At 33.2% G+C, this 12,263-nt stretch carries 10 protein-coding genes; 2 read left to right on the top strand and 8 right to left on the bottom strand.

The annotated features are described in order from the left end of the window. Nucleotides 1-4: 4 nt before the first annotated feature. Complete coding sequence (locus FEE95_RS21010; RefSeq protein WP_138660012.1) at nt 5-943, bottom strand: transglutaminase domain-containing protein; 939 nt, start codon at nt 941-943, stop codon at nt 5-7. A gap of 422 nt (nt 944-1,365) precedes the next feature. On the opposite strand from FEE95_RS21010, the gene FEE95_RS21005 reads away from it, so the two are divergent. Together FEE95_RS21005 and FEE95_RS21000 are read left to right on the top strand one after the other, a co-directional pair. Beyond that, nucleotides 1,366-2,478, top strand: coding sequence for a metallophosphoesterase (locus FEE95_RS21005; RefSeq protein WP_138660011.1), 1,113 nt, complete (start codon nt 1,366-1,368; stop codon nt 2,476-2,478). Further along, a complete protein-coding gene (locus FEE95_RS21000) occupies nt 2,479-6,045 on the top strand; it encodes an NACHT domain-containing protein (protein ID WP_138660010.1) in 3,567 nt (1,188 codons plus the stop codon). 260 nt (nt 6,046-6,305) lie between these two features. On the opposite strand, the gene FEE95_RS20995 is transcribed toward FEE95_RS21000, so the two are convergent. The 7 genes from FEE95_RS20995 to FEE95_RS20965 form a co-directional block, all read right to left on the bottom strand. Continuing rightward, a complete protein-coding gene (locus FEE95_RS20995; protein WP_138660009.1) occupies nt 6,306-7,328 on the bottom strand; it encodes a mechanosensitive ion channel domain-containing protein in 1,023 nt (340 codons plus the stop codon). Between the two features lie 809 nt (nt 7,329-8,137). After that, on the bottom strand, nt 8,138-9,277 hold the full coding sequence (locus tag FEE95_RS20990) for a type II secretion system F family protein (protein ID WP_138660008.1): 1,140 nt from the start codon (nt 9,275-9,277) through the stop codon (nt 8,138-8,140). Further along, a complete protein-coding gene (locus FEE95_RS20985) occupies nt 9,274-9,750 on the bottom strand; it encodes a PulJ/GspJ family protein (RefSeq protein ID WP_138660007.1) in 477 nt (158 codons plus the stop codon). Before FEE95_RS20985 ends, FEE95_RS20990 begins: the two co-directional genes overlap by 4 nt. After that, nucleotides 9,740-10,075 (bottom strand): hypothetical protein, encoded by a 336-nt coding sequence (locus tag FEE95_RS20980; RefSeq protein ID WP_138660006.1) that lies wholly within the window; start codon nt 10,073-10,075, stop codon nt 9,740-9,742. The genes FEE95_RS20985 and FEE95_RS20980 overlap by 11 nt, the downstream gene beginning before the upstream one ends. Then, nucleotides 10,063-11,355, bottom strand: coding sequence for a hypothetical protein (locus tag FEE95_RS20975; RefSeq protein WP_138660005.1), 1,293 nt, complete (start codon nt 11,353-11,355; stop codon nt 10,063-10,065). The genes FEE95_RS20980 and FEE95_RS20975 overlap by 13 nt, the downstream gene beginning before the upstream one ends. After that, nucleotides 11,352-11,825: a hypothetical protein gene (locus FEE95_RS20970; protein ID WP_138660004.1), complete on the bottom strand. Its 474-nt coding sequence runs from the start codon at nt 11,823-11,825 to the stop codon at nt 11,352-11,354. The genes FEE95_RS20975 and FEE95_RS20970 overlap by 4 nt, the downstream gene beginning before the upstream one ends. A gap of 44 nt (nt 11,826-11,869) precedes the next feature. Further along, nucleotides 11,870-12,262, bottom strand: a complete 393-nt coding sequence (locus tag FEE95_RS20965; protein WP_138660003.1) for a hypothetical protein — start codon at nt 12,260-12,262, stop codon at nt 11,870-11,872. Nucleotide 12,263 lies beyond the last annotated feature (1 nt).

Raw genomic sequence — 12,263 nt, 5'->3', positions numbered from 1 at the left:
AGAGTTATTTTAATCTAAACATTGCAACTTGCTTATAATCAAAATACAAAGTCAATTCTTTTGCTCGCTTAATGTTCTTCAGTTCGATTTCAAATTCCAGTTTATAATCTATACATTTTAAATCGCCTAACGGGTTTTGTTTCCTATCAATATCGTAGTCGACAGTATATGTCCCCGATTTACAACCAAAACTGAATTTTACAGTTTCTTGGCTTTTTTGTATGATGCCTTCCATAGGAGATATTAGCGAAAAGTCAGTTTCATATACAAGCGGAGCATTCAAAAAACTTTCTTTGCTAATTTTGTATTTTAGTAGGGCATCCTCATATTTTAAGGGATAATGGCGTTTAATAAACACATCAGGAGGTGTTAAATAAAATGAATTATCAAGGCCTTTTCTATATCCTCCATTGCCATATGTTCCAGCACCCCATGTAACATCAACTAAATACTGTTTTTTGTCAATTTCTACAATATTCCATGCATGGTCGGGATAAAATCGCTTTCCTATGTCTTTAAAAGTGGTTTTTGATACTCCTGAAACCACCTTAGAGTAAATGCCCAATTCAGTACAAACTTCTGAAAACAAGGTAGAATATCCTTCGCAAACGGCAATACCTTTCGAAATAACCCTTTTAGAAAGTCTATCATCATACTTTTTTTGCTTTCGAAGATATTCCTCCTTATCTGCATATTCGTAAGTGAACTTACCATATTCTTTTGAGTCGTATTCAACATTATCAGCAATCCAAAAAAACACGGCTCTTGCCTTATCCGAATCGGTTTTAAAATCATTAGAGATTTGATTGGCTAATTTTGCTGCCGAACTAAAGCGATTGGGATACTTTGAAACAATTTCATCAACTTTTTGATAGTCTTGCGCATAGATTACGCTCCCTGAGTAAAACAGAAGCAGCAAGACTATTCTTTTTACAATTAGCATTGGAGTTTGGTTTTCTATACTTATTCAAATATAATACCAAGTGTGAATAAAGTGTCTTTTCTTTTTTTCTTGATACGGCAAAGTATACTTTGAGCGAGCGGATGCAGCTGCGAAACAAAAAAATCAAGGCTTACAGATAATTTTGGAAACAATGTACGGCTCAGTCGCTATATTTTAGGATCCATTGTAACTCTTAAGACTGCTCTAAGGTTTAAATACTAATTCAACTGCAAAGAAAAATAGTAACCAGCCCCTTAAAATATGGCCGCTCCCCTCGCCTATTGTTTCACCAAAATTCTCTGAGGCCGAATTCCTTAATTAATATTTTTAGCATAAATATTTAAACTTCTATTATTGTTATTCTGAATGGCTCAATTAATTTATTAGTAGTCATTTTCCTATATTTATCATTTTGAAATTAAATGAGAATAGTACACCTATCCGACATACACCTTTCTGAAAACAACTTCGATGAGTTTCATGATAATTATCGTGACGCCTTGATAGATGACCTTATAGAGTTTAATTCACCAGATAAAATTGATTTGATTGTAATAACGGGGGATTTGGTTGATAGAGGAGGTCACTCATTAATGCAGATGTCAGAATTTACTGGTTTCAGTTCTCCATATGAAGTTTTTGAAGAAGTTTTTATCAAGCCTATTTCCGCGAAACTTGGTCTATCTAATAAGAATTTTCTATTTGTTCCGGGCAATCATGATATTGACGAGAACGACATTCTCTGGGTTGATGAAAAATCATTAAAACAAAATGTAAATAAGGATACCATAAAAGACCATTTAGAATCAAACCAATTCAATTTTAATTCAGCGAATTCACGAATAAAGCCATTCAAAAAGTTTGAAGAGAAATTTCATAAGGATACAGTAAATTATGACTGTACAAATAATGAATCCATATATATTTATCACAATGATTCAGATAAGAAGGTGGGTTTTATTTTGATCAACGATTCTTGGAGGTGCTCAACCTGTAGATTAGAAGAAAAGAATCTGAATAATCATTATTTCGGCGCAAAACAGTTTTATTGGGCAATTCAAAAACTTCAAGTTCTCGATGATAATCTAGATTTAACCGTTTGTCTTTTTCATCACTCGATTGATGATTTTACTGAACAAGAAGAAGTAAAGAAATTCTTGATTAACAAGGATGTAGATATGTTTTTATTTGGTCATCATCATAGTGTGAAATCGGAAAAAATTTTTAACCCCGTAGGAAGCTGTTACGGTTTTCGAGGAAGAGCTGCATTGAATAAGCCCGATGAAATTGAATCAAAATTCCAACCAGGTTATCAAATTATTGATATTGATTTATTGTCAAATAGGATACGCCAGATTCACCATAGAAAATATAATATTGAAGCACCACAATTTGTTCCCGATACGATTTCAGCTCCCCCTAAAGGAATTGACAACAATTTGCCTTTTGGGGGAAATGGTTATGAATTTCCAGGTAAGAAGAGTGAATCTAATTTAATTAAGGGCCTTAATGTAGATGATTTTAAACGAGACTAGATGGAGTTTTACGAAGAAAGACATATAACCAAATATAGCGGTACCGATATTGATTCTTACAATGATAATGAGAACGATATTACTTTGAGGAAGGCTATCATGTCTTTTGATAAAATAATTCTCCTTGGAAATCCTGGTGTAGGTAAAACTACTGAATTAAACGTGCTTTTTGACTTGCTTTGGAAAGAAAAAGAAGGCACAGGTATTATACCATTTTTAATCAATTTAAAATATTATAGAAAGAACATTTCTTTTGAAGAACTAATAAACAACGATGATTGGATAATATTTCCTCAGGTTATCTTTATACTTGATGGGCTTGATGAAATTGCGGACATTCAAGATTTCATATCTGGGTTCGAAAATTTTATTTCAAAGAATAAAAATAGAAGTATCAAATATGTAGTGAGTTGTAGAACAAATATTTATAGTAAGTATTTAGCTCAAATAACAGATTTTCAACCTTTTATATTAAAATCCATAAATATTAGGCAAGCTAGGTCAATCTTAGAAAAAAAGTTTGGTATAAAGAATTTAGAGGAGAAGTTCTTCGAGAATATTGATACTCCTTTTTTTCTTAACCTATTCGCTGAGTACTATGGCGATAACGGTAAGTTGCCACAGAATATATCTCAAATTTGGGAATTATATGTGTCCAAAGCTTTAGATAATCATAAGTCTAAAGTTATTAAAAGGACAGTTCTTAACAAACCAAAATCAATTAAGCTATTAAAGATGCTTTCATTGATTAATGAGTTGATGCAAAAGAATTATACGACAGATGAGGAACTTTACAGTGCAATTGGGGATGAATATGACAACTTTATCGAAAACCCTTTTATCATTAAGAATGAAGATTCTAATTATTGGGGATTCATACATAGACAAATACAGGAATATTTTGTTGCAAAATCATTAGTAGATAAGGATTTTACTGAGATACTCGATTTTATTAGAATTGAAGAGACAAATTTTATTCATCCTTCATTATTTAATTCTCTCACCTTTTTACTTGATATTATGGATGTCAATGATTCAGATTATGAGGAGCTATTGAATTGGATTAAGGCAAATCAAATAGAGCTATTATTTAAATCTGATTCCAATAGACTATCTAAAGAAGTTAGAATTAGAGCTTTTCAAGAATATTTCGAGGAAGAATGTATTAAAAAAACATTATGGATTAGTACAAATAGAGCCTTTGAAGTAAGTGAGATAGCCGATTTTGGAGATTTCAAGGAAAATGTTGATTACTTATTAGATAAAATATCCACCTATCCAATTTATCATGAGAGAGTTTTATTCTCAGCTTTGAAATTGCTGAACTTCTTTTCAGAATCTTCTTTTGACCGAGGAAAGCTAAAGTTATTTCTTTTGAGACATCTGAAATTAGAAGATTTCCCTATGAGTGCGAAATCTGAAATTATCCGAATTATACAAAAGCACAACTTGGTCTCCGATGATGAATCATTAATGACGGACATTTATAATCTTTTTAAAAAAGAAACACATAAGCAATTGAATAACAGCTTGTTATATCTTATTTCTGAAAAAACTGATATTGATAAGTATTATGAATTCATAAAACATGAGTATCTGTTGATTAACAATTTAAAAGAAAGAGTTGTTCCTGACGAAGTTCTAAGAGGTAATAGGTTTGTCTTAAACAAACTTATTTTACGTCTCAAAGATTCTAACAATTTTATCGATATAATATCTTGCTATTTTAATAATGAAATAAGGCCAGCCTATTCAAATGATTTTGAACCAGGATTACTTGATAAATGTGTAAACTTCATTAAAGACGAGCAAAGTTTTTTAATTAATCTACTTTCAAGGATAAAGGACAATTACCGTTTCTTAAGACATGATTCTATTGTTAAAAAAATAATTATTGCTAGTAACAAAGAAAAAGATGCTATAGATTATTTAATAAATAGTACTGAACCCGGAGACAGTAGATATTTTATATCACAATTTATTCAAGAAGATAATATCTCGGACCTAGTTAATCTATTATTGAAAAAAAACATATCCCATCAAGAAATTGAGTATTATCGCAATAACATTGGCAATGCAGGTAAAAGAAAACTAGCCGTCATGTTTAATAATTTAATGGAAGATAGAGGTGTTAAATTTAAAGAACCAGTTGTTACAGAAGAACAGTTTGTTCAATATCAAGAAGAATACAAACAACATACTCAAGATAATTTTGATATCCTTTTTGACAAAAAAAGACTTATCAAAAATATAGAAAGAATTTTCAAACTCAACGAAAATAGACTTACCAGAGCAAGACTAAATGAACTAAGAAGAGATTGGTATGACCAAAATGGACATGGAAATGAAATTGATGTCTCACTAAGTATTCTAGATAATATTTCCTATTCTCGAAATGAAAGTGTTTTATCTTTTGAAGAGGTTAAGGAAATCATTTTGAGGGATAACTTCAATATTGTTGATAGAATTAGAAAGACAATAGAAAAATACCAGAATAATGGTAGAAAGCTTATAATTTCTGATAAACAGAAAAATTTTATCTATGATTGGTCTCTTTCATCAGCAGAAAATACTGATTTTGATGCTATTGCAAAATCTTCAGGCCCAACCTCATTTCACTTCATAAAAAACAATTATAAGAAGGTTGACGTGATATTTTATTTTCAAAAAGTATTTGGATTTAAATTGCCGCAAGATTTTTTATTGAAAAGTATCGAATTTTATGAGATGGATAAAAGTGGTGTATTGGATGATAGCTTTAACTATCTAAAAGAGCTGATTGGTAATGATGAATTGTTTGATAAACAAATTGTTGATAATATAAATGATAGCAAGCTTTTAGGCTTATCAAAAATCAAGCATTTTGAATACGCATTGAAATATAATTTAAAAGACTCTTATCAAAGTATTCGAAAGTATCTTTTAACAGGGGAGTCTTTTTTTAATGAAAGGACTAGTCTTGAAGAATATGTAATCAAGGCCAACGATAAAGAGATTTTATTAGAATTATGTGTTGATGACGAAAGTTATATCTATTGGGCTTCTATACACCTAATGCTTAAACTTGATTTTGAAAAGGAATTTGGCACTCAAAAGGCTCTTCAATATTTGGAAAACAAAAAAGAACGGTTTAGAACTGATGCGTTCGCAATTTTAATAGAACAAAACCACGTTATGGCTTATAAATATATGATTGAGGGTTTAGCTGCTAACAAACCTTATCCAATGCATTCCATTAAGTTTTCTAATTATAAAGGAGTAAAACCTTTTAAAGATTTATTTAATATTTATTATTTGATATACAATGAAGAACTTGACGAGTTTGAATCTAGTTATTATAAAGAATTTTATAGAAGCCTCATAATGAATCTATCTTCAGGGGAAACTGATTTTAAGAAAGTACAGAAAGTGTTATTGGATATTAAAAAATCACTTGAGAAAAGTAAATCGGATTTGTTCTTTATTAATTTACTAATTGATGATTCTAAAGGTGCATATATTAGCTCAAAATCAACACCTTTTAACTTTAGAGAAGCAAAGAAAGTAGCATTGGAGTTTATTGAATAAATCCATTCCACACACATTACACTCCCCTCCTACCGTCGTATCGCATAATAAGTGTTCCATTATTCTTGTAGAAGAAGCTTTTAAGAAGAAGAATTTAAAGGAGATTAGGGCCAAATACTTTGCTTTACCCAAGCAAAGTGTTATAATCCAAGACATTATAGTACACATTACAATATGAAAAACTCCGGTAAGCTTTTCATATTGCCAAAGAGAAACTATGCAGCCGAGTAAACTGGTTAGGTTTTATACAAAACGAATGGTCACAACTCATTATCAATACGTTTTAATTCACTTTCAAGATTTTTAAGCTTATCCTCTTTAGTTTTAACACTCTGCCTATATAGTGCAATCAGATAATCGTCAATAGTCCGATTTTTATCTTTAAGTTTCGACTCAATAGCTTCTTTCTCTTCTGTAAGTATTTGTATTTCTTGTGATATTTTTCCCACATCAAATACCACGGGTTCTTTTCCATCATTATGTCTGGAAAAAGTTAATAATTCACGCGTTGGAATTATACTTTGACCTCTATCTAATCTTCTTTGGTTCATAAAAGCAGGAGATACAATTTCAATATTCTCCCTGTGAAGTTCATCAATTACACTTTCATTGAGTACGGATGTCATTTTACCCAGCTCCATATTATCATCCCAAAGTCCAAGAATCTTATACGAAATAGAGTAATCCCCAAGTTCGACAATGCGGACAAAAGGATCTTTCAGTCCTACGTTGAACGCCGCCATTTTCAATGTTTCCTTTACTTTGTCTTTATAGACATCATAACCTAAGGAAACTATTGTATCAACATGAATGTTTGTTTTTCGAACACGCTTTATGGGGTTTCTTATAATCTGAAGATTAGGTACCGTAACAAAATTACTGTCATCCGTTTGAATGGTTACATGAAATGGTTTTAACTCAGTAACTATCCCTTGGTATTGTTTATCAATAATCACATAATCTCCTTTTTTAAATCGTTTCATAGATGAATTAACTATTCCTGCTATTAGATTGCCTAAAATGCTTGTAGAACTAATCGTTATTCCAGCGGTGACAATTAAAGTCAAGTATTGTAATATTTGCTCTTCATTTGTAAGTTCGAGCGAAGCAACAAATAACATAACGCCTCCAATAGCTATTATAATTGATATAATGTACTTCACGGACCCCGGCCATAATTTTCTTCTTTCTATCCAAGAAAAACAATAGTAAGTTGCCATAATAACTATTACAGTAATAGCGAGTATTAAAGTTGGCTTTAGTGCATTAAGGTCTATATCCATGACGTTTAAATAAGTCTTTTCTATTTGTTATATTACTGATTATTTTGCTTTAGTATTAAGGCCCAAAGCCCTATTTTAATTCATTATATGGGTTTGCGGGGGCAAGTGGGAAATTGGTTTATCAAGAAAAGCTTTAACGGTCATTATCGACTTATCTTTTTCTTTATTCTTAAAGTTAAATAAAATACCCTTTCCTGAGTATTTTTACCATTGGGGAATTAAATGGTAAGAAGCAAACTTTTGAGGTAATTAAATGTAGTAAAAATTAACAAGAATCCAATTACGGTTTTCCGTAACTGATTTGTATTTGTAGTAAAATACCATTCCACACACATTGCCCTCCCTCCTGCCGTCGGTAAGTTAATAAGTGTTCCATTACCTTTTTTGAAGAAACTTTTTAGAAGAAAAATTTAAAGGAGCTGTAGTACCAAATACTTTGCTTTACCCAAGCAAAGTGTCATAATGCAAGACATTATGATTCAGAAAAAGAATCATAATTTGACGTTATATCAAATAGCAATAAGTTATTGGGTATTTAAACCAATTCATAGCCTAATTGTATGTAAGCTAGCGTCGTTTTGGGTATCTGGTCTTTTTAGAGGCCTCCAAGAACAATTTTATTTCGGAATCACTCAAATAGTCTTTCTCTTTTTCATGAGCGTTAGTTGACTTATTTTCAGTACTCTTTACATTACGCCTTTTGACCATGTTTTAAAAATTAGGGTTGACCTCCCTAGAATATACATCAAAAAAAGCAGCACTCTTTACAAAATCCGCTTTTTGTAAAGAGTTGAAATCTCTAACTGCATTTATCCCACCACACTACTCAGCTTAAACATCGGCAGATACATAGAAACCAATATCACCCCAACAAAAAGACCAATAACCACAATAATCAAGGGTTCCATAAGGGTAGAAAGCAGTTTTGATTTCTGTTGTACCTCAATCGCATACTGTTGATTGAGCCTTTCGAAGATATATTCCGTCTGATTGGTTTCTTCAGCTACTTTGACGAGGGATATCATTTTGTTGTCAAAGATTTTACTTTCCTTCATACTGGCGTTTAAGCTTGTTCCTGATAGGACACCTTTTTCAACCTTGTCCAGAGCCTCGTTCAACGGATAGAAATCAATCATTTTTCTAACCATCTGAATACTATTTAGCATCGGCACTTTTGAGGCGGTCAATAATGCCACTGCTTGTGTGAATTGCGCTAAGTAAACGGAACTAATAAAACTTCCTATGTAAGGTATTTTCAATAGCAGCTTATCCTTGCCTTGTTTGAACCATTGTTTTTGAGAAAAGGTTTTTCGAAGTGCAATGATTGTTCCCAAAGAGATTAAAACCAACCATCCGTAGTTTTTGATGAAATCGGAGGCATTGATTACCATTCTAGTAATTGCTGGTAACTCCACACCATTTTGATTAAAAATATCTTCAAACATAGGTACTACCATTCGTAGCATAAATACGACTACAAGAACGGCTGTACATAAAATAATAATCGGATAGGTCAATGCATTTGTCAGACTTCTTCGTTGCTCGTTCTTTCGCTCATAGAACTTTCCAAGTTCTTCCACGATTCGCGTTAGTGTTCCTGTTTCTTCGCCAATTTTTACCGAGTAGTATTCGTATTCTGAAAACTCAGGTCGTTCTTGTAGAAGTTCAAAAAAGCTACGACCAGATACCAGGGCTTCTACCATTTCACCATAGAAGGCTTTTTGTTTGTCTTTCTTTTGGTTTTCCTGTATCAGAGCCAAGGCATCCTTTAAATTGATTCCCGCTTTTAAAAGTACACCTAATTCGGAATAGAAATCTTCCTTCTTTTTGTTTCCGAAGGACTTCCCGAACGAAATTTCCTTTTGTAAAAGTTCGGATACCCAATCCTTTTCAGAATTGGCCTTCTGTTTTTGTTGGGGCAAGGTTTGTTCTAGTTTGAATCCGCTCATGGCTTATGATTTATATAGGTTGCTGGCGCGTTATCCTTAAAAACAAATATTTGTTGGTGCCCCGATTCTTTACTTGTTTTTAATTCAATAGCATCTATTTCGCCAATTTTCTTCTCATGATTTTTAAAGTAAAATGCCTTATGTTCCAATTGAACATTGAAGGTGTCCTTCTCTGTGAAAATCATGTCTTCAATGATTGTATAATTCTTTTCTTCCAACTCATTGCTGAAATATAATTGCCCTTTTCGTTCATCAAAATTGACATAGGAATACCGATTGAAATCAATCCAAAGGGATTGCCTCAATTTGTTAGCCTCCAACTTCACTTCATAGATATCTTCAATGCTACCCATCTGTCTCTGGACTAAATTCAAAACGGAAAAAGCCATCCCCACAACAATAGCGGTAATCGCAAGAACCACCATCATTTCTTGAATGGCAAAGCCTGGTATTTTTCCTCTTTTAGTCTTCACTGGTCATATAGTTCGTTACTGTAGCTTTTGTAACTGTGTGTTCAGCTTCTAAAGTCACTAATGAATATTGCCCTTGTTTTTGCTCGAAAATGGATATTTCCCATGATTCAAAATCTTCGTAATACGGTAGTTTGATTCCCTTATTCAGTACTTGATATTCTAAGGCATTTAGACGTTCTTCCGCGAGTTCAGTATTCTGCTTTATGTTATTGGCCAAAAGGTTGTTCATAATCATACTGGAAATCATGAAAATGACCACTATCAATACAGTAGCCACCAAAGTTTCCATCAAAGTGGATGCCTTTATTTTCTTCAATAGAGCCATTTCATCACCTTTTTGTTTTGCTCACGAGATTCCAATAAAAGTCCTGCATAAGAAGTATCCAGATTTTTACTATTAATTTGCCCATTGTACAAGTGGTTTTGATAGACACTTCCTTCTTCCAGAGCTATAAAACCATCTGTGCTCACATTTCCAGTTACTACTCCCTTAAGCTCTAAATTCTTATTGCAGTAAACTTCTCCAACTACTTTGGCATCCGGGTCTATTTTAATAAGCGGGGCATATTGTTGTTTTGTGGAAGCATCTAGTGCCATTACTATACCACCAACCCAAGAATAAGAGTCCATATAAATAGCCGGTTGGGTATTCAAAGTACCTGAAGAACTGTTATTTTCCGAATTGTTCAACGCTGCTTTTTTGTTCACAACCAAAACCGACGGATACGCCAACTCACATTTCTTTCCGACAGTTATTGATTTTGTTGCTATTGCCTGAAATTGTCCTTTTACCCAATTTTCAATACTAATTTCGGGAGCCAATAAGATGACATCCTGAAGGTTAGCATCCGCCTCGACAATGATTTTATAGGATGCGGAAACAATTATATTTCCAATTAAATTGGTGTTCTTTAAGCGAATAACTCTATCCTTTATAATTAAAGTTGGAGATTGAAATGAATTCTTTATTCCCTCTTTGGGAATGTTATCTATGATTTCACCTTCAGGTCGGAAATCATAACGCGTCAGTTTTGTTATTTGTGATTCAAGTTCTCTACTTAATTTTGGTAATAGTGAATCACTCTTTCTTTGCCTACCATACAAAAGTGAAGATCGATTATACATTAGACCCATAATATTTCCCATTTTCATGCCCTGAGCTGGCAAAAAGGCATCCCCAGTTATCTTTGCATTACCTGCCATAATTACTGGGCGTTGCTTATCATTTACATAAAGAGCAGGCATTTCTACTTCATCTTTTCCACCAATAAGGGCTGTTTTTACATATTTAGAATTTCCATGGGATGTAGTAACCGTTCGCTTTTCAAAAACACCCCACAAATCCCGTTGTACGGTAATGCCAATGTTTAGGTCATTTTCATTTGAAATTTCAATAGAACCACCCAAAGGAATTTCTTTTTTCAGTGAAGATTCCAAGCCAAAATCTGCACTTTTGATGACAGAAATTAGGACATCCGTTTTTTTGTCAAAATGGGTATGCGTAAAAGACAGCAACATAAAAGAAGCCAATAAAACAGCTACGACTGCACCTATAAAAAGTACAAACTGGAGTGCTCCCGCTTGTATTTTTTTAGTAATTATCATTCGGTTAGGGAGATGTTTTGCGTACGTCCGTCGTACTTCACTCGAATAGAAGATTTAGTTCCTCGAATCAATTTAACCTCTTGAAAAGTGTCATTGAGGGACATCATTTGTTGTTTACCATCAACTGTCACGAAGAAGATTTTTTGTTTTGAACTTTTGTCCGTTATAAAACCAGTATACTGTATCGATTTTGTAGGTACTACTTCTTTTTTTATGGTCGGCACCGATTTTCTTTTGACCACCTTTTTTTTTGGTGCTTGTACAGTTCCTAAAAAGGGATCTCTATAATCGGCCACAATTGAAAAAGTCTCTCGTTCTTTAATTTTCTTGGGAATGAAAGTTTGCTCAGAAGTAACCTGTGCAATTTCCTGTGTGGATGGATTCACGGCACTTAAGAATTTAAATCCTATGATGCCCCAAATACCAAGGACAACGGCCAACAACAGGTATGTTTTATGGTTTTTTTTCACCTAGAAAATTTTTTATTTTTCATTCCCGCAAAGGCGGGAATCTCTTAGTTGCCCGACGTATCAACACTGAATTTATGCATTGTAAATTCTGTCTCATACCCACTATTCTGGGCTCTAACACGCCATTCATAGTCGCTATCAGTCAGAACTCTATTAAAGCGTGGGCTTGCGAAAGTACTATCAACCACTATAAGTGTATCAACCACGATTTGAGCGGCATTTTCAAAACTTGGGGCAGCCACTTGCACATGGTATTGGCTCGCTTCATAAACCTCATCCCATGTAAAGTTCACGTTTGATTGTACAACCGTGGTGCTATCCGAAGGAGCTAAAAGTTGAACTGTTTCCATAGAAATATCCGGTACTTCCAAAAGGTCTTCACAACTTGAAAATAAAATCAGAACCGTAAGTATTAGCAACGTTTGTAGCTTTTTCATG

It is taken from the genome of Maribacter algarum (ex Zhang et al. 2020) (assembly GCF_005885635.1).
Lineage (GTDB): Bacteria > Bacteroidota > Bacteroidia > Flavobacteriales > Flavobacteriaceae > Maribacter_C > Maribacter_C algarum.
This window is presented reverse-complemented; position numbering and strand designations above follow the sequence as displayed.

Excerpts from the sequence above, each read along its gene's own strand:
- FEE95_RS21010 (WP_138660012.1), bottom strand. The coding sequence starts at position 943 with ATGCTAATTGTAAAAAGAATAGTCTTGCTGCTTCTGTTTTACTCAGGG.
- FEE95_RS21005 (WP_138660011.1), top strand. The coding sequence starts at position 1,366 with ATGAGAATAGTACACCTATCCGACATACACCTTTCTGAAAACAACTTC.
- FEE95_RS21000 (WP_138660010.1), top strand. The coding sequence starts at position 2,479 with ATGGAGTTTTACGAAGAAAGACATATAACCAAATATAGCGGTACCGAT.
- FEE95_RS20995 (WP_138660009.1), bottom strand. The coding sequence starts at position 7,328 with ATGGATATAGACCTTAATGCACTAAAGCCAACTTTAATACTCGCTATT.
- FEE95_RS20990 (WP_138660008.1), bottom strand. The coding sequence starts at position 9,277 with ATGAGCGGATTCAAACTAGAACAAACCTTGCCCCAACAAAAACAGAAG.
- FEE95_RS20980 (WP_138660006.1), bottom strand. The coding sequence starts at position 10,075 with ATGGCTCTATTGAAGAAAATAAAGGCATCCACTTTGATGGAAACTTTG.
- FEE95_RS20975 (WP_138660005.1), bottom strand. The coding sequence starts at position 11,355 with ATGATAATTACTAAAAAAATACAAGCGGGAGCACTCCAGTTTGTACTT.
- FEE95_RS20965 (WP_138660003.1), bottom strand. The coding sequence starts at position 12,262 with ATGAAAAAGCTACAAACGTTGCTAATACTTACGGTTCTGATTTTATTT.